The organism is Pontibacter kalidii, from assembly GCF_026278245.1.
GTDB classification, from domain to species: Bacteria; Bacteroidota; Bacteroidia; order Cytophagales; family Hymenobacteraceae; genus Pontibacter; species Pontibacter kalidii.
On record NZ_CP111079.1, the window covers coordinates 2,797,310 to 2,814,822 of the forward strand.

The window sequence follows — 17,513 nt, forward strand, 5'->3', positions numbered from 1 at the left end:
CCTGTTTATAAACCGATCGGTCTTTTTTCTTATTACACCACTTAACAACTAAACCTATGCAAGAGACAACAAGTATCGCACAGCAACTGGAGAGCAAGGCCCGCATTCGTTTTGAGGACTGCGACCCCTTTGGGCACCTGAACAACGGCCGCTACATCGATTATTTCATGAACGCCCGGGAAGATCAGCTGCGGGACAATTATCAACTGGATATTTACGCCCACATGCAGCAAACCGGCAACGTGTGGGTGGTAGCGTCTAGCCAGGTTGCCTACCTGCAGGAAGTAAAAATGAACGAAGAAATTACTATCCGGACCAACCTGCGCTGGTTTACAGAATCCGACTTGTTTATGGAGGGGATGATGCTTGACCCTGAGACAGGCCGGGTAAAGGCGGCAGTGTGGTTGCGCTTTGCCTACTTACATGTGCACAAAGCTATAAAAGCCAGTCATGAGCCACAGCTGATGGAGCTGTTCCGGGCCGCCGCCGTGATGGGAAACGGAAAGCCTGACCAGTATTTTGAACAGCGCGTAAAGGAGCTGCGATCGCTTACCGTGCCAGCATAAGCAAACCGGAAAGGCAGCCTGGCGCTCACTACACCAAGGCGCGCAGGCAGCCTCTCTAGCTGAACATTACTCGCTCCAGGCAGTTTTATTTTACAAGATTACACTTGCGGATTAAACCTTTACCCACCTGAGCCATCCAAACAGTCCCTTACTATCAATTCAACTATGAAAGAGCAACTAAGACAGGTGCTGGAGGTGCTGAACCTTGCCGAGAAACTGAAGTATGAACTGCGCCACAGCTGGCTTTCCAACGGCAGGCAGGAGAGCGTAGCCGAGCATACCTGGCGCATGTCGCTGATGGTGGTGCTGCTGGAGCCTTACCTGGACCATGAGATAGAGGTGGCCCGCACCCTGAAGATGGTCATCATACACGACCTGGTGGAAGCGGAAGCCGGCGATGTGCCAGCTTTTGAGGTAACCACTCCTGAACTGAAGGAGCAGAAGCGCCAGAGGGAGTTGCAGGCCATCGAGCGCCTCCGCACCACGCTGGGCAACGGCCTGGGGCAGCATGTGTATGAGCTCTGGCACGAGTTCGAGGATAAGCTTACGTACGAGTCCCGCGTGGCCAACGCCCTTGACAAGCTGGAGGTGCGCATACAGCACAATAACGCCGACATCAGCACCTGGCTGGAGGTAGAGCAGGAGTTTGTTTTCCTGATGGGCCAGCACACCGAGTTCGACGCCTGCCTGCACCAGCTGAAGGAGCTGATAGAGGCCCAGGCGGTGCAGAAGATGGAGGCTGCCGGCATAAGCGTGGCAGCCGTAAAACAGCGAATCATAGCAAAGCCACAGGCCGTCGTATAAGCACAGGAGAAGTGTTTGCTCCGTGCAACTCCGCGCTTTTGCCATGCATTTCGTGGCAGAAATGAGTACCTTTGCCTTAACAAACAAAAGGAGGGATTCCCATGCTAAGCCAAGGCTCCAAACTATACAGTATCCTGAACTATAAGTGCCCCAGATGCCACAAGGGAGACCTTTTCATCCATAAAGGTTGGAGCTACACCAGGTTCAGCGAAATGCCCGAAGAGTGCCCCTGCTGCCACCAACGCTACGAGCCCGAGCCGGGCTTTTACTACGGAGCTATGTACGTGAGCTACGGCATCACAACCGCTATACTGATCACTATTCTGGTTGCCCTGAGCGTGCTACTGGAGGAGGTGACCATGCTATGGTTCCTTGGCTCCCTCAGTGTTGCCCTACTGCTTTTCTACCCGTTCATCTTCAGAATGTCGCGGGCGATCTGGTTTAACTTTTTCGTGCACTATAACAAAGACGTCGCCGCCTCAGCACGCTGCCAATAAACTTCTTTCGTGGAAATGTTGCTCCCTGGCGCTGCACAGCCGGTTTTCTTATAGTTTGATGTCCGGCGTATAGGCCACCTCCAGCACAAAGCCGTTCGGGTCGCGGAAATCTATAGTGTAGTAGTGTGGCATAGGCTGCGGCCCGTGGTTAATATCGGCGTTTATACTTTTATAACTCAGGTGGCGATGTTTGCGGAAGCATAAACTTATACCTGGCCCCAGGCCTTTTCATCTGGCGCAAGTCTCCAGACTTGTTTCCTATTATGGTGTCGGGTTTGCAACCCGACTGGCTTGAAAAGCCATACTTTTATACTTGCTGTTCCGGACATGCTTGTCCGGAACTACTTCTGCTGCGGATTTCCGAATCCGCGTAAGCCATACTTTATGCTTGCTGGTTTATCCTTCCCTAGCAGCTGCTTCCTGCAACTGGAACCAAGCTATACTTTCAAAACACCGCTGATCCTGTAGTTCCCACAAACCTACAGTTCCATCTCATACTTTGGCTCCCTCCAGCCCGGGAGGGCTCGTCTTCCCGCATCGCGCTGTGTACATTTCCTTTGCTGTCGCAATTTCGCTAAAGCGAAACCGGAAATCTACAAGGCGCTCAACGGAAAGACTGGGTATCATTTCGATAGCTGCTGCTATACAATAGGAACCAAGCTCCCTCCCCTGTTCTTAGGGGAGGGCTGGGGTGGGGTGAAATTCCCCTCTCTGGAAGGGCCAAGGGTGGGTTTATACTTAAATAGGGACAGGTCGCGACCAGTTCACCGCTTTAGCGATGCCACAAGTATAAGAGGTTTTATACTTATACTTTGGCAAATGTCTTTTGCCCGGAATCCCTGACAACTCCCTTCGGGGTAGAGGTGGGTAATCGCAACTTGAGTTTTATACTTTCGAGCCCCTACCCTGTCCACTACCTGGCCGACCGATGCCCACGCCATACTTGTATGCCATACTTTAAATTTGCGTTTGATGTCTGCTAAAGTATAAAAACCCAAAAAAAGAGAATGCATGGAAGGCTATACTTCTACTTTCTTTGCGGGGAACTACCGGCGATGACGTATAAGTTTCCCTGAAATACTCGGTGATACTTGCCATACTAATACTTGCTGCGTTCATACTTTATACTTCCCTCTCCTCAGATTTATACTTATACTTGCCGGATGCAATACCAGGAACATTACCAGCGGCTGGAGCGGCTCTACCACCAGGCAAAGGTGCAGGAGCTGTTCAGTGGCAGCAGCATACAGGTTAGCCACAGCCGCGCTGAAATCACCCTGCCGGTCCAGGAAAAGTACTTCCATGGGGCCAACGCCCTGCACGGGGCCGTCTACTTTAAATTGCTCGATGATGCCGCTTACTTTGCCGTAGCCTCTGTGGTGCGCGATGTATTCATCGTTACGGCCTCTTTTCAACTGAACCTGGTGCGCCCGGTAACCGGCGGCGAGCTCAAAGCTGTGGGTATCCTTCGCTCCCAAAGCAAGAACCTGTTCATCGCCGAAGCAACGCTCTACAATGAGCGCGGCAAAGAGGTAGCCTTCGGCACCGGCCAGTTTGTTCGCACCACGCAGCCGCTCGAGAGTTTGCAGGGATACGTTTGAGTTAGAGAGTTGGGGAGTTTAGGAGTTAGAGAGTTGTAAAGACGCAATAACGTTGCGCCTTTATAGTTAGAAAGTTAAAAAGTTAGAAGGTTAGAAAGTATAAAACCGTACTTTGGTTTAGTGCCCTCGCTCGCCTCCGGCGCGTGTGAGTTATCATGTGGCGTCCCGCCACGTTACGCTGCAAGTATAAAGTATGGCCTGAAGTATAATTCCACTATGAATTCATTTATGCGCATCAGATGCCTTGCCAAGTAAAGCCAATTCCCCTCCTTGGAGGGGTAGGGGTGGGTTAATGTTTTTTAGATGCGCACGAGCCACTCAATACTAGTATAAAGTATAATCCGAAGCGGCCAGAGGCCTTGGGGAAGCTCACACGTGCCAGAGGCGAGCGAGGGCTGTATATAGAATGATCCTCCAAAGTATAAAATCATACTTCAGGCAACCGCATAAAAAAACGGGAGCAAGTATAACCTGCTCCCGTTTTCTGTTTATCTAAAGTATAAAACTACTCCTTTGCCTCTCCGGCTACCTCAGGCTCCCTTACCAGCTCCAGGCCGTAGTCTTTGCCTTTGATAACCGATGGCACGCCCTGCTCCATCCATTTCGGGGCCGGGGCTCCTTTCAGGTAATGGTCGAAGAACTGCGACATGCGCACCGAAAGGTCTTTGCGGTTCTTGCGCTGCATCAGGTTGTGCTCCTCGCCATTGTACACCAGCATCCAGACAGGCTTGTTGAGGCGGCGCAGCGCCATAAAGTACTCGATACCCTGGTACCAAGGCACGGCTCCGTCGTTGTCGTTGTGCATGATCAGCAGCGGTGTCTGTACGCGGTCGGCAAAGAAGAGCGGCGAGTTCTCGATAAACTGCATCGGCTTCTCCCACAGCGTACCGCCAATGCGGCTTTGCGTGCGCTCGTACTGGAACTGGCGGCTCAGACCCGTGCCCCAACGGATACCGCCGTACGCACTCGTCATGTTCGATACCGGTGCGCCGGCCATGGCCGCCTTGAACAAATGTGTTCGGGTAACCATGTAGGCGATCTGGTAGCCGCCCCAGCTCTGGCCCTGCAATGCCATGTTCCTGTCATCTACAAAGCCCTGCTGCACCAGCATTTGTACACCCGGTATAATGCAGTCCATGGCGCTCTCGCCCGGGTAACCATTCTGGTACACGATGTCCGGCACGAACACCAGGTAATCGTTGCTCACAAACAGCGGGATGTTGATCGTAGAAGCGCTTGGGGCCGGCACGCGGTGGTTGTGTATGCCATCCGAGGAGCGCTCATAAAAATACACCAGCATCGGGTACTTCTTATTCGCATCAAAGTTCTCGGGCTTGTAGAGCAGCCCCTGCAGCGGAATACCGTCCGTGGATTTCCAGTTCACCAGCTCCACTGTGCCCCACTTATACTCCGCCGCCTGCGGGTTGGCGTCCGTCAGCTGCTGCACGTTGGCAAAGCTCAGGTCCGAAGTATACAGGTCGTTATAGTTCCTGAAATCGCCGCGGCGGAAGGTAACCAGGTTGTTGTCTTTGGCTTTACTGAGCGAAGTATAGGCATGGTCAGAGCTGATGAGCTGCTCCGGTTTTGCCTCTTTGCTCACATACTCCTTGTAGTAGCCGTCGGCTTTTGTGCCAATGTTAAAGCCGCTCAGGTACAGCTCGGCGTTGGCAGGTATAAACTTCTGCTCCGGGTCCAGCTTTTCATAGCGCAGGCGCAGGTTGTGCTGGCGCCCATAGGTGTCAGTCAGGTTCACAGCGGCCTTTTTGCCCGTAGGGTCCAGCTTCCATATGTCGTGCTTGTCGTATACCAGCAGGTGGCTGTCGTTTTCTACCCAGCCCCCGAAACCGTAGTCGTCCGGAAGCATCGGCATGTCGAAATCCTCCTCGTAAAAAGGCACTCCTACTTTTTTTGTCAGGTTGATATTGGCGCCTCCCTTGGTGCTCATGGCGTGCCAGCTGCTGTCCATCGGCTCATACCAGTACACGTACTTGCCCATCGGCGAAAGGCGCGGGTTACCTCTTGATTCCGTCAGTACCTGTTTGGTCGTTCCCTTCTTCAGGTCGATCAGGTAGGCGTCCTTGCGGGTCGGGGTGTCGTAACCGATCGTGATTTTATACTTCTCGTCGCTCACGCCTAGCGCCACATCCCCGGTCTTGTAGGCATCCAGGTACACATCCGGCATCTCCAGGGTGGCCAGCTGCTGCATTTTGCCCCCTCTCAAATCGTACATGGCCAGGAAGGAGCGCTTCAGGGTGCGGTCGTTCTGTTTGAGCTGCATGGGCTGTATCAACGGATCTTTGTAGGTCCAGATATCCAGGCTTACCTTGTCCTCCTCCAGCTGCGTGGTGTCTTTCTCGTAGCGCACCGGGCGCGGGAACGTGCCGAAGAACAGGCGCTTGCCATCCTCGGAGAATATCAGGCTGCCGTGCTCGCTCACCATCCAGTCCTGCGGCATGCCTTTGGCTACGGTATCGGCCAGCACCTGGCTTTCGCGGCTTTTGGTGTTCCAGTAGTTCAGGCTGAAGTAGCGGATGTCGGCTTTCAGCGTATCGGCAGTGGCCACGTAAGCCAGTTGGTTTCCGGCCTTGTCGGTGCTGATGCCTTTGTAGGAGACCAGGCCCGTATCGATCGGCATTTCCTTCAGCTCGGAAGTACTGAAAGCAAATACCCCGGCCTGGTGCAGTGAGTCCAGCTCATCCTTCACGAAGTACAGCATGTTGCCCTGCTCCGAGAAAATATAGTCCACCACGCGCGGGAAACGGTGCTCCTGTCCGGTGCTGAGATTGCGCAGCACCAGGTCGGTACCCTTGGCATCCTTGTTTTTCTTTAGGGTTGATTTCTTTTCCCCAGTTTTTTCCGCGCCTGCTGCGGTTGTGTCTTTCTTAGCTTCCTTCTTCTCCGGCAGCGGCTTCTCCAGGTGGTAGGCCAGCCAGCCGCTTCCCTCCTTCGGCAACTTATACGACTGCACCCGCGGCACCTTTACCACCCTCATGTCTTCCAGGCTCACAATCGCCAGGGAGTCTTTGGGCAGGTCATCGCCCTTTTTCTTCTTCAGCTTCAGGGCGCGCACTTTCTGGTGCTCCGGCTTTATCTGGAAAACGGCAAAGCGGCTGTCGTTGCTGAAGCTGGCCTTGGAACCACGGTTATACTTAGCTGTGGCGTTGTTGACCATACTGCGGATGTAGAGGTCGCCATCGCCCTCCTGTGGGTTGATGTTGTAGAGCACAAACTTGCCGTTGTGGGAAATCTTATCCCCACTCAGGCCATTCCAGCTGTCGTACACATCGTGGGTAAGCGTTTTTTTGGCTGTCTGCTGTTGCGCCTCGGCCTGCAGCAGGCCAGCGCTGAAGACAACAGCCAGGCATAAAAGTTTCTTCATATCGGGTGAAACTGATTGATAAGTAGGTATGAGTTGCGAATAAAGATAAGGATAAACTGCCAAAGGTGCAGCCGCTGTTTGGATTAGACGCCCGAAACTGCCGGAGGTTTAAAAGAGTTAGAGAGTTGGGGAGTTAGAGAGTTAGAGAGTCGTGTTCTGGTAGCGCATGATCTATTGCCTTAGTTTTGCGTTTATACTTGTCAGATAGCCAGCGCTTATACTTTTGCGTAAATCTATGCGGTATTTTTAATGCCGGACGGCACCTTGCCAGCTACGCAACAAGCTGCCCTGACAGTCAGACACTCGCAGGAGCTGCGCACACGGCGAGGTCTTTCGGGATAGCTAACGCTCGTTTGTTTTTGAGCGCAAATCCCTGTAACTTCACAACAAAACCCAATAAAGTAAATCAAAACTATGCAAACGAAAGAAGTATATATCATTTCGGCGGTTCGTACCCCCATCGGTTCCTTTGGCGGTGCCCTGGCCAGCCTCTCGGCTACCCAGCTTGGTGCGGCAGCTATTAAAGGAGCCCTGGAGAAGGCCGGCGTGGATAAAAAAGAAGTGCAGGAGGTGATCATGGGCAACGTGATCTCTGCCAACCTGGGGCAGGCCCCTGCACGCCAAGCAGCTATTTTTGCCGGACTGGGCCATGAGGTGGAGTGTACGACCATCAACAAAGTATGCGCCTCCGGCTCTAAGGCCATCATGTTCGCGGCGCAGGCCATTATGCTGGGCCATAAGGATGTGATCGTGGCGGGCGGCATGGAGAGCATGAGCAACGTGCCTTACTACCTCGACAAAGCCCGTTTCGGTTCTAAGCTGGGCCATGGCCAGATGATCGACGGCCTGCTGAAAGACGGCCTGTGGGACGTGTACAACGATTTCCATATGGGTAACGCGGCCGAGAACACGGCCCGTGAGCTGAAGATCACGCGCGAGATGCAGGATGAGTACGCCGTCAACTCCTACAAAAAGGTAGCCGAGGCCTCGAAGGCTGGCCTGCTGAAGGACGAGATCGTGGCCGTGGAAGTTCCGCAACGCGGCAAAGACCCCATGGTAGTAGCGGAAGATGAAGAGTTCTCTAAAGTTAACTTCGATAAAATCCCTGGCCTGAAGCCTGTCTTCGACAAGGCCGGTACGGTAACGGCTGCCAACGCCTCCACCCTGAACGATGGTGCCGCTGCGCTGGTGCTGATGAGCAAGGAGAAAGCTGAAGAGCTGGGCGTGAAGCCAATTGCCAAGATCCGTGGTTTTGCCGATGCCGAGCAGGACCCGATCTGGTTCACCACTACCCCATCGCTGGCTATTCCGAAGGCGCTGAAGAACGCCGGAGTAGATGCCTCCGAGGTGGATTTCTATGAAATCAACGAGGCCTTCTCGGTAGTATCCATCGCCAACAACCAGAAACTGGGCCTGGAAGGCGGCAACGTGAACGTGTTTGGCGGTGCTGTATCGCTGGGCCACCCGCTGGGGGCTTCCGGGGCGCGTATCGTCGCCACGCTCTGCAACGTGCTGGATAAGAAAGGTGGCAAAATCGGTGTAACCGGTATCTGCAACGGCGGCGGCGGTGCCTCTGCCATCGTGATCGAGAAAGTATAAACTGCCCTTGGGCATACATTTTGCGGGAAGCCTTACGTTTAGCGCGTAAGGCTTCTTTTTTTATACCTTAGCCATCCAATTAAACTGTTTCCTATACTTTTGATGTTTATCAATGTTAAATCACCTATGTCATTAGAAACCGAACTAGCTAAATTCTGGGAGTGGGCAGGTATGACGCCAGACACTTACACTGAAAACAGAGGTTTAGGTGAGTGGGAAGTAGAATACCCTGGTTGGGATGCCTTGTATAAGGCTGCAAATGAAGCGGTAGAACAGCTTAATAAGGAGTTCAACCACGACCTGGCCCAGCTGCTCGTTTATGCGCTTGCCATAGATAATGAATCCGGGCAAGTCCTTAGGAGCATCGAGGAGAAACTAGAGAGCAAGCTTCGGTTCGTTAAAAAGGCCGTTAACTCTAACCAGCCACAGGCTAAATGGCAGATGGCTGAGTTGCTTGGAAATGCTGACGTGGAGAACAGGGAGCAGCTTCTCGTTAACCTGATAAACCGCAACGACGACAAGTATGTGAAGAGAAGGGCATTGCTGAGTTTGGGCAAGGTCAACCCTACAAAAGCGGTTGAACTGGCTCAGAAGTTTCTAAAAGATACGGACCCGTTCCTGAGGTTAGTATCAAAGGAGATCATCAAAAAGAAAGTATAACCTTATACCGTATTACCAGACAGTTTTATTCCCTATGGCGAAATTGCTCTCACTCCTGCCTGCTGCTTTACTCTTTAGTTCCCTGGCTTTCGGGCAGGACAAACGAAAGGTCGTAACCTATTACGATGATAATTATACCCAGGTGAAGGAAGAGTATTTCATCACACCGGACTCAGCCATAGTGGGTTATTACAACCGTTACTACCCTACCGGCGAGCGCGAAGCGCTGATTAAGTTTGTGGCCGGCAAAAAGGACAGTGTATACACTGAGTTCTACCCGAGCGGCCAACCCAAGCTGCAGCTCACCTACCAGCAGGATGTAAAGCAGGGCCCCTTTAAAGCCTACCGCCCCGACGGCAAACTGTTGCAGGAAGGCTACTTTGAGAACGACAAGCAGAGCAAGCTCTACAAAACCTACAACCCGGATGGCACCCTGCAAAAGGAAACGGAGTTCGTGAACGGTTTCCCGGAAGGCGTGGTGCGTGAGTATTACCCGTCGGGCAAGCTGAAGTCTGAGATGACCTACCGCAACAGCAAGCAGAACGGCCCGGCCAAAACGTACTATACCAACGGCAACCCCGAGACAGAGGCCAGCTACAGCAACGGTATGCTGCAAGGATCCTACAAAACCTTCTACGACAACGGCCAGGTGCAGACGGAGGTGCAGAATGTAGCCGGCGAGAAGCAGGGCACTTACAAAAGCTACTACCGCAGCGGCAAGCTCAGCACCGAAGGCCAGTTTGTAGCCGGCAAGATGCACGGCCCGGCCAAATCATACTTTGAGAGTGGGCAGACACGCAGCGTCATCAACTATAAAAACGGCGAAATAAACGGCACCGCGCAGTATTTCTATGAAGACGGAAAGCTGAAGGAAGAGATCACGACCAGCAGCAACGGCTCTACGGCGAAAACCCTGCGCTACTTCCCTAGCGGCCACCTGCAGGCCGAGGAGCAGCTGAAAGACAAGAAAAAGCAGGGTAACTGGAAAATATACTTTGATGCCCCGGGCAAAAAGGTACAGCTCAGCGAGAACTACAACGCCGACAGGCTCACCGGTGAGCGCCTGAGCTACTACGACAACGGCCAGATACAGGAAAAGCAGGTGTATGAGAGCGGCAAGATCATTGGCGTAAGTTATACGTACTACCCGTCCGGCAAGGTGAAATCCGAAACCAACCACAAGGATGGCCTGCGCTTTGGGCCTTACAAGGCTTACTTTGAGGATGGTAAAACAGAAGTGCTGGGTCAGTTCCGTAATAACCGCGAAACCGGCACCTGGAAGTACCATAGCCTCGAGGGCAAGGTGGTTAAAACGCGCCTTTACCGCAACGGCCAGGTGATGGAGGAAAAGGACAAATAAGTATAAAACACTGCAGCAAAGGCACCCGCACACGGGTGCTTTTGCTGTTTTAGCCTAAGGCACTACCTTAACCATAGCTATACTTAACTGCTGCCCATACCACCAGATGATCATTGACTTCAGACTAAGCGTATTTCAGGCCGTAGCCGAGAAGCTGAGCTTTACGAAAGCTGCCCACGCCCTTTTTATCTCGCAGCCAGCCGTTACCAGGCACATAAATGAGTTGGAGAAGCAAATTGGAAAGCCACTCTTCCACCGGCACGGTAGCCGGATAAGCCTGACGAGCGAAGGGAAATTACTACAGGAGTATGCCCGGCAGATTCTGTCGCTCTACCAAAGCCTGAGCGAGGAGATAGGGCACCTGCAGCAACAGCAGGCCGGACTATTGCGCATTGGAGCTAGCACCACCATTGCCCAATATATTCTGCCCCCGCTGCTGGCCCAATTTAAAAAAAGCTACCCCAGCGTGCAGCTTACCCTCATTAGCGAAAACACAGAGCACATAGAGGCGTTGCTGCAGGACGGCAGCATTGATGTAGGCATGGTGGAAGGCGAAACCCAGCTTCCGCAGCTGCACTACGAGCCTTTTGTGCAGGATGAGCTGGTCCTCGTGACCAGCATCAGCAACTTGAATTCCCTTACAACCGAAATCACGCCTCAGGATTTACTTCATGTTCCGCTGGTATTGCGCGAGCCTGGCTCAGGAACGCGAGATATTGTAGAAGCGGCACTGGAAAAGCTACAACTCCGCCGCAAAGACCTGCAGGTAGAAATTGAGCTAGGCAGCACCGAAAGTATAAAACAGTACCTGCTGCACTCCCATGCCTACGCTTTCCTGTCTGTACATACCATAGCTGGCGAACTGGCTGCGGGTAAACTGAAGATAGTTGAAATCACCGGGCCTGCCATGCACCGCACGTTCCGGTTTTGTATGCGGCACGGGCAACATGCGCGGCTGGTGCTCCAGTTCTGCCAGTTTTGCCGCAACCGTTATAACCCCTTGTTATAAGCCATCAGCATATATGATTGGCCCTGCCTTGCCGCCTCACTTAACTTTGTAGCATGAAAACTATCAAACAACGGCAGGCAAAAGCATACACCTCCATATACATTAAGAAAGCTGCCTTTATACTTGCGCTAGGCCTGTGCACTACCCCCTGGGTTACTAGTCCAGCAGCCTTGGTGGCAGGGTTTCTGTTCACTCATTTTCTGGGGCATCCTTTTTTACACCTGAACCATAAAGCCACTAACTGGCTGCTGAAGGCCTCGGTGGTGGGGCTGGGCTTCAGCATGAATCTGCAAAACGCTGTTGTGGCGGGCCAAGACGGGCTGCTGCTGACACTGGGAACTATAGCAGTCGTACTCACGGCCGGATTTTTACTAGGGCGCCTGCTGCACATCAATGCCAGAACAGCACACTTACTGGCATCCGGTACAGCCATTTGCGGGGGCAGTGCCATTGCTGCCGTGGCCCCGGTAATTGATGCCTGCGAAAAAGAAATTTCCGTATCGCTTGGCACTGTGTTCCTGCTCAACTCGGTGGCACTGCTGGTATTTCCGCCTCTTGGGCATTTCCTAGGGCTTACGCAGCATCAGTTTGGGCTTTGGGCTGCCGTAGCCATACATGATACCAGTTCAGTAGTAGGAGCCGCTGCCGCCTATGGCCAGCAGGCCCTGGAGGTGGCAACTGTCGTGAAGCTGGCCCGGGCCCTTTGGATTATCCCTGTATCGCTCCTCTCTGCCATATTATTCTGCGGCAAAAACAAGAAAATCAGCATCCCCTGGTTTATAGGCTTATTTGTACTGGCCATGCTGGCTAACAGCTACTTACCCTATGTAGCCTCGTTCAACCAGCCTGTTACTACTATGGCCCGTGCAGCGCTGGTAGCCACGCTCTTCCTGATTGGTTCCGGCCTGTCCGTCGAAAAAATCCGTGCAGTAGGCTGGCGGCCCCTCGTTCTCGGGCTCGGGCTATGGGTACTGGTTTCAGTAGTATCCTTGCTGGTGATTATGTAAGGAACAGACAGCCGCCTCACCGACAGTAGCTAAAACAGAAAAGCGCTCTAAACAGGGTGCTTTTCTGTTTTAAAGATACCAGCCCCGCCCGTTCCATAACTATGATGGATGGGCAGGCGTACCATCAGCAAAAGCAACGTATAAATTTAAGCGATACAAAATGACAACGGATGAAAACAAACACAGCGGCGCCCGCAAGGGGGTAGCTGTTATTACCGGAGCCTCTGCTGGTCTGGGGCGTGCCTGCGCCCGCGAGTTTGCCAGGCAGGGGTATGATGTGGGGCTGCTGGCCCGTGGTGTGGAAGGACTGGAAGGTGCCAAGCGCGAGGTGGAGCAAATGGGCCGCAGGGCCGTGTATGTGCCCGTAGATGTGGCTGATGCCCAGGCTGTGGAGGATGCCGCTACAAGGATTGAACAGGAACTGGGAGAGATAGAGGTGTGGGTGAACAACGCCATGAACAGCGTTTTCAGCCCGGTAAAGGAAATGGAGCCGGATGACTATAAGCGCGTCACCGATGTGACCTACCTGGGCCAGGTATACGGCACCCTGTCGGCCCTGAAGCGGATGCAGCCCCGCGACCGCGGCTCGATCGTGCTGGTGGGGTCGGCGCTCGCGTACCGGGGCATCCCGCTGCAATCGGCCTACTGCGGGGCCAAGCACGCCATCCAGGGCTTCTACGACTCGCTGCGCACCGAACTCATACACGACAAGAGCAACGTGAAAATCACCATGGTGCAACTGCCCGCCATGAACACAACCCAGTTTATGTTCGTGAAGTCGCGGTTACCGAACAAGCCCCGACCGATGGGTACTATTTTCCAGCCGGAAGTGGCAGCCGAGGTAATCGTGTATGCCGCTGAGCACGAGCGCCGCGAGTACCGCGTGGGCTATCCTACCCTGAAAGCGATCATCGGCAACAAAATTGCGCCATGGTATGCAGACCTGGTACTGGCCCGGGACGGCTTTAAGGGACAGCAGACGGACGAGCCCGAGGATCCGAACCGCCAGAACAACCTGTATGCGCCGCTACCCGGCGACCACGGCGCCCACGGCACCTTCGACGACAAGGCCACTTACACCAGTCCGCAGGTATGGCTGAGCCTGCACCGCCAGGAAGTGCTGACAGGGGCTCTGGCTATCGGGGCTCTGGCACTGGGCGGTATACTTTCCAGGAAATGGTCAAGGGATGAGGAGGACGTGCTGAATTATGAGATATAAGTATACTTTCAGAAACAAAAAAGGCCGCTACCTTACCAGTAGCGGCCTCTCCTTTTCTTCTGAAGGAATAACTTAGCGACCGAAGTCGTCCTGCACCCGTACAATATCCTCTTCGTCGGATGGATGAGCGACATCGGTGTGCTGCCAGATTTCGGCCAGTACGCCCCAGTCGCTCAAACCCACCAGGCGGTGGCGCTCCCCTTGCTGCAGCTTTATCTGGTCGCCGGGCTGAAGCACTTTCTGCTCGCCTTCCTCATCGGTGTTGCTGGTAACCACGGCTACCGTGCCTTTTACGGCACGCCATATCTCGGCTCTGCGGTGATGGTACTGCCACGACAGCCTTTTCTCCGGAGCCACCACCAGGATCTTTGGGCTCAGCTTGCCGGAGATCTTCAGCTCATCTACCGAAATACCGTTAAAGTAGGTATCGGCAAACCGCTGTGCCTGCGCCTCATCTATCACAAAAAAGCCACCCCAGGGGCGCGACCGGTCCTGTTTGTCTATGCTAAAGCCCTTGGCCTGAAGCTCCTGCTCCAGTTCCCCGAATAGCTTTTCCTTCATGTCTGTTACTGACGCCATATCTACTCTGTCGTTTCTGATTTAGTGTTCGAATTATTTCAAGAATTGAAGATAGCAATACGGAATAAACCTGAGAAGTTTTCAGTAAAAAGATTGTGTTAACTGGCGCGCCTGAAGTATAAAGGCAGTGTTTATAATGACTCCATACGTTCCACTTGCCCGGATGCACGCATAAACACCGCCTCTCTGTAGCACTTAATATAGATTATGTTTACTATATTTATATAACTCAATCCTTCTAAAACGATAAAGCTATGGAACGCAAGCTACAGATTACGGGCAGGGGCAAACTGGCTGTTGCACCCGACATGGTCATACTTTCCTTTGATGCCTCGGCGCACGAGTGGGAGTACGAGAAAACAGTAAATGCGCTGAACAGGAAGGTGGAGGAGCTCCGCACGATTGTTGAGGCGGTGGGCGTGGAGCGAAAGAACCTGAAGACAAAGGACTTCAGCATCCGGAAAGAAACCGCCCGCAACAAGCAAACCGATACCTATGAGTTCAACGGCTTCAGGGCCTCGCACCACCTGGAACTGGAGCTGCCCCTGGACAAAAGCCTCATCAACCAGCTGCTGGTCCAGGTGGCCAAAAGCATGGAAAACCTCGACTTTAGCATCGCCTTCGGGGTTAAAGACGCATCTGAGCAACAGCAGCAGCTTATTCTGCTGGCCATCGCCAAGGCGAAGGAAAATGCCGCCCTCATTGCCGGGGCCACCGGGGTGGAGCTGCTGGAGATCCTCGACATCGACTACTCCTACCGCGAACTCACCATCCGCTCGCAGCACCACGACTACGCCCTATACGCAGCCGATGTGAAGTCTACCTACGAAGCCACTCCGGACTTTGAACCCGATAACATTGATGTGACGGAAACGGTGACGATTACGTGGCGGATTGGGTAGGGAAAGGGTGGAGTGCCGGTTAAAAGGAGGATAGAGTGAGATAACCGTACATTAAACCCATTTAACTGATCCTCAATGGTATTTTAAAAATAATATATTCCTAAAGATTTATTGCTTATAAATACACCTATAACACTTTAAATAAACTATACCATGGAGTAGCCATCTAGTAATCAGATGGCTTTTGGGCATTAAGTGACAGGCCTAATCCGCCTTTATTTTATACTTCTTAAGTATAGATACGATCTGTGGCTTTAGCTGCAGCAGCATGCGGTCGAAGCCCAGGTCATTCGGGTGCGAGCCATCCACCGTGCCTTCATGGTCATCGCCCAGTTGCTTCTTGTATGAGAGCAAGTATAAATCCTTCACACCGCTGCGCAGTAGTTTGTTTACCTCCTCCTCTATCTGCTTGTTTTGCGCCTTCACTCTGTTCCCTATCACCTGGTCGAAAGCCCCGTTTTCACGGACAGTGCTTGGAATAACCAGGATGGGCGCCTTCGGATGATGCTGCCGGATGGTGTTCACCAGGTAGGCGGTGCGCTCGCGGATCTCCTCAGGGGAGGAATTAGGCACGCAGTCCAGCACGAAGGCATCTGCCTCGACCGTGGTGATCATGTCGGCCACTGCCTTCTCCATCTTGGCGCTGCCACTCAGGCCCAGGTTCAGAAAGTTCAGGCCCGTGTCCCGGCTCAGGCGGGCGGGATAGGCCATTCCTGGTCTGCTGGCCGAGGCACCTTGCAGGATACTGGAGCCATACATGAGGATGCGCTTCTCGAAAGGGTCAGGCAAGGGCTGTATCGAGGCTCCCTCCGCTACCCCGATCTCCAGGTTGGTTGCCTCGTCATACAAAGGCAGGTAAAGCAGGCACTCTTTCTCCCCCTCCGCCATGTTACGCACCAGGGTATACTCCGTACAGTCGCCGTCGGGCCTTCCTACACCGGCAAATTGCCACCGGCCATCCTTTTTGATGTAGAGGTCAAGCCCCTCATAAGCAATGGCCGTCATGTTGGATAAGGCAGTACGCGGACCGGTACACCACTTCGCCGAGATAGACGTGCTGTTGGTCTTAAAGGCAATAGCCAGGCCTGCTGAATTGGTCAATAGCCGGTTTACCGCCTTGGGCATCCCCGGGTACGCCGCCGTGTCCACCCTGTGGTAAACCTGTGGGGTGGGCATTATTTTCCCGACCAGTGTCAACTCAGTGGCAGAAGTATAAACAGTGGACTGTGCATTGGATAAGGCAGCAGTAGCGGCGAAAAGTACAGCCAGTGCCCATTTCACAAGATAAAATTTCATACTTCGGGAGTAAAAACTTTAAAATCGATTTCGCATTGGATTTTCTGATCAGGGAGCAGCCTGGTGAAGTAAAACATAAAAGGAAGCAGGTATGAAGTATAACCCCATACCTGCCTCGCATACCTTTTGGATTTCTTAGCGGTTAGTTCTGCACAAAGGCTACGGCTGTCGCTACGCCGCGCTCTCCTGCATGATCAAACTTCTTGTTGTCGCAAGGGTAGTTCACCACGCCCCTGTTTCTGATCCAGGCCGTAGAGGAACCCCCTCCATCTAGGTTCATGGCCTCCACGCAGCCTAGCGCGTGCATCACCGTCGCCAGTTCCTCGGTCGTCATGCCATGCGCCTCGGTGAACCTGCCATCCACCACCACGGCAATAAGATGATTGTCGGCCGTAATGCCCACAGCCGTTCTGGGGTGGCGGTTGGTGTTGAAAACTTCCTGCACCTGATCTACCGGCTTATTTTCTAAAACGAGCAATGGGCCGGATGCCAGCAGGGTGTGGGCCTGGGTTAGAGCGCTCCAGCCTGCTGCGGGCTTCTTCACAACGGAGATGCTTCCGTCCGCTCCAATGGCAAAGCCAGCGTTCTCCCGGTAGGGGGTAAAGCCGCTCCGGGTGGTGTTTATGATCTCCCCGTTTTTCTTGAAGAAGACCGTGGAACCACCTTTCGAAGTGTCAAAAAAAGACCCGTTGATAGCCACTGTGGCACCTACACTGGCAGCTGCTTCGCTTGTTTTGATAAAGCCCGAGGTCACATGCGGCACCTCCACGTTCATACCCGCATCGTTCAGGTCAATATCCAGAATGGTGATGCTTTGATTGGAGCTAAAAAGGTCTTTAAAGTGCTTGTACTTCCATACAATGGCCTCCGACACTTTCTTGGTTTCCCAATCCGCACTGGCCACCTGTTCGGCAGCTGTTTTAGGCGCCTCTACAACCGGAGGTGCGGATGGGGTAACATCATCATTGGAGCACCCAACCAAAACCATGGCCGGGATTAAGAATAGGGCTAAAAGCTTTTTCATGCTACTTATGT

At 53.1% G+C, this 17,513-nt stretch carries 15 protein-coding genes; 11 read left to right on the forward strand and 4 right to left on the reverse strand.

All coding sequences use genetic code 11. From position 1 onward, the window contains the following. Window positions 1–56: 56 nt before the first annotated feature. The 4 genes from OH144_RS11790 (at window position 57) to OH144_RS11805 (ending at window position 3,468) form a co-directional block, all read left to right on the forward strand. Window positions 57–566, forward strand: coding sequence for an acyl-CoA thioesterase (locus OH144_RS11790; protein ID WP_266202439.1), 510 nt, complete (start codon window positions 57–59; stop codon window positions 564–566). Between the two features lie 165 nt (window positions 567–731). After that, the gene (locus OH144_RS11795; protein ID WP_266202440.1) at window positions 732–1,370 is read left to right on the forward strand and encodes an HD domain-containing protein; all 639 of its coding nucleotides are present in this window, start codon (window positions 732–734) and stop codon (window positions 1,368–1,370) included. 176 nt (window positions 1,371–1,546) lie between these two features. Next, window positions 1,547–1,867, forward strand: a complete 321-nt coding sequence (locus OH144_RS11800) for a DUF983 domain-containing protein (protein WP_266206336.1) — start codon at window positions 1,547–1,549, stop codon at window positions 1,865–1,867. A gap of 1,106 nt (window positions 1,868–2,973) precedes the next feature. Further along, on the forward strand, window positions 2,974–3,468 hold the full coding sequence (locus OH144_RS11805; protein ID WP_266202441.1) for a PaaI family thioesterase: 495 nt from the start codon (window positions 2,974–2,976) through the stop codon (window positions 3,466–3,468). Window positions 3,469–3,973: 505 nt separating this feature from the next. On the opposite strand, the gene OH144_RS11810 is transcribed toward OH144_RS11805, so the two are convergent. Then, on the reverse strand, window positions 3,974–6,847 hold the full coding sequence (locus OH144_RS11810; RefSeq protein WP_266202442.1) for a S9 family peptidase: 2,874 nt from the start codon (window positions 6,845–6,847) through the stop codon (window positions 3,974–3,976). 414 nt (window positions 6,848–7,261) lie between these two features. Between OH144_RS11810 and OH144_RS11815 the strand changes: the two genes are divergently transcribed. The 6 genes from OH144_RS11815 to OH144_RS11840 all read left to right on the forward strand — a co-directional run bounded on the left by OH144_RS11815 (window position 7,262) and on the right by OH144_RS11840 (window position 13,701). Further along, entirely contained in the window at window positions 7,262–8,446 is a 1,185-nt protein-coding gene (locus OH144_RS11815; RefSeq protein WP_266202443.1) for an acetyl-CoA C-acyltransferase, read from the forward strand. Between the two features lie 126 nt (window positions 8,447–8,572). Then, a complete protein-coding gene (locus OH144_RS11820; protein ID WP_266202444.1) occupies window positions 8,573–9,106 on the forward strand; it encodes a HEAT repeat domain-containing protein in 534 nt (177 codons plus the stop codon). 34 nt (window positions 9,107–9,140) lie between these two features. After that, window positions 9,141–10,466 (forward strand): toxin-antitoxin system YwqK family antitoxin, encoded by a 1,326-nt coding sequence (locus OH144_RS11825; protein WP_266202445.1) that lies wholly within the window; start codon window positions 9,141–9,143, stop codon window positions 10,464–10,466. A gap of 106 nt (window positions 10,467–10,572) precedes the next feature. After that, window positions 10,573–11,475 carry a LysR substrate-binding domain-containing protein gene (locus tag OH144_RS11830; protein ID WP_266202446.1) on the forward strand — a complete coding sequence of 301 codons (903 nt, stop codon included), beginning with the start codon at window positions 10,573–10,575 and terminating at the stop codon, window positions 11,473–11,475. Window positions 11,476–11,528: 53 nt separating this feature from the next. Further along, window positions 11,529–12,482: a YeiH family protein gene (locus tag OH144_RS11835; RefSeq protein WP_266202447.1), complete on the forward strand. Its 954-nt coding sequence runs from the start codon at window positions 11,529–11,531 to the stop codon at window positions 12,480–12,482. Window positions 12,483–12,642: 160 nt separating this feature from the next. Next, window positions 12,643–13,701, forward strand: coding sequence for an SDR family oxidoreductase (locus OH144_RS11840; RefSeq protein WP_266202448.1), 1,059 nt, complete (start codon window positions 12,643–12,645; stop codon window positions 13,699–13,701). 72 nt (window positions 13,702–13,773) lie between these two features. Here OH144_RS11840 and OH144_RS11845 read toward each other — a convergent pair whose 3' ends face one another. Next, window positions 13,774–14,280, reverse strand: coding sequence for a cupin domain-containing protein (locus OH144_RS11845; protein ID WP_266202449.1), 507 nt, complete (start codon window positions 14,278–14,280; stop codon window positions 13,774–13,776). A 254-nt stretch (window positions 14,281–14,534) separates the two neighbouring features. On the opposite strand from OH144_RS11845, the gene OH144_RS11850 reads away from it, so the two are divergent. Continuing rightward, window positions 14,535–15,182, forward strand: coding sequence for an SIMPL domain-containing protein (locus tag OH144_RS11850; protein ID WP_266202450.1), 648 nt, complete (start codon window positions 14,535–14,537; stop codon window positions 15,180–15,182). A 204-nt stretch (window positions 15,183–15,386) separates the two neighbouring features. Here the strand turns inward: OH144_RS11850 and OH144_RS11855 are convergent, their stop codons facing one another. Both OH144_RS11855 and OH144_RS11860 read right to left on the reverse strand, forming a co-directional pair. Beyond that, window positions 15,387–16,478, reverse strand: coding sequence for an SGNH/GDSL hydrolase family protein (locus tag OH144_RS11855; protein WP_266202451.1), 1,092 nt, complete (start codon window positions 16,476–16,478; stop codon window positions 15,387–15,389). Window positions 16,479–16,620: 142 nt separating this feature from the next. Beyond that, window positions 16,621–17,502, reverse strand: coding sequence for a phosphodiester glycosidase family protein (locus OH144_RS11860; protein WP_266202452.1), 882 nt, complete (start codon window positions 17,500–17,502; stop codon window positions 16,621–16,623). Window positions 17,503–17,513: the final 11 nt, after the last annotated feature.

Excerpts from the sequence above, each read along its gene's own strand:
- OH144_RS11790 (WP_266202439.1), top strand. The coding sequence starts at position 57 with ATGCAAGAGACAACAAGTATCGCACAGCAACTGGAGAGCAAGGCCCGC.
- OH144_RS11795 (WP_266202440.1), top strand. The coding sequence starts at position 732 with ATGAAAGAGCAACTAAGACAGGTGCTGGAGGTGCTGAACCTTGCCGAG.
- OH144_RS11810 (WP_266202442.1), bottom strand. The coding sequence starts at position 6,847 with ATGAAGAAACTTTTATGCCTGGCTGTTGTCTTCAGCGCTGGCCTGCTG.
- OH144_RS11815 (WP_266202443.1), top strand. The coding sequence starts at position 7,262 with ATGCAAACGAAAGAAGTATATATCATTTCGGCGGTTCGTACCCCCATC.
- OH144_RS11820 (WP_266202444.1), top strand. The coding sequence starts at position 8,573 with ATGTCATTAGAAACCGAACTAGCTAAATTCTGGGAGTGGGCAGGTATG.
- OH144_RS11825 (WP_266202445.1), top strand. The coding sequence starts at position 9,141 with ATGGCGAAATTGCTCTCACTCCTGCCTGCTGCTTTACTCTTTAGTTCC.
- OH144_RS11830 (WP_266202446.1), top strand. The coding sequence starts at position 10,573 with ATGATCATTGACTTCAGACTAAGCGTATTTCAGGCCGTAGCCGAGAAG.
- OH144_RS11835 (WP_266202447.1), top strand. The coding sequence starts at position 11,529 with ATGAAAACTATCAAACAACGGCAGGCAAAAGCATACACCTCCATATAC.
- OH144_RS11840 (WP_266202448.1), top strand. The coding sequence starts at position 12,643 with ATGACAACGGATGAAAACAAACACAGCGGCGCCCGCAAGGGGGTAGCT.
- OH144_RS11845 (WP_266202449.1), bottom strand. The coding sequence starts at position 14,280 with ATGGCGTCAGTAACAGACATGAAGGAAAAGCTATTCGGGGAACTGGAG.
- OH144_RS11850 (WP_266202450.1), top strand. The coding sequence starts at position 14,535 with ATGGAACGCAAGCTACAGATTACGGGCAGGGGCAAACTGGCTGTTGCA.
- OH144_RS11855 (WP_266202451.1), bottom strand. The coding sequence starts at position 16,478 with ATGAAATTTTATCTTGTGAAATGGGCACTGGCTGTACTTTTCGCCGCT.
- OH144_RS11860 (WP_266202452.1), bottom strand. The coding sequence starts at position 17,502 with ATGAAAAAGCTTTTAGCCCTATTCTTAATCCCGGCCATGGTTTTGGTT.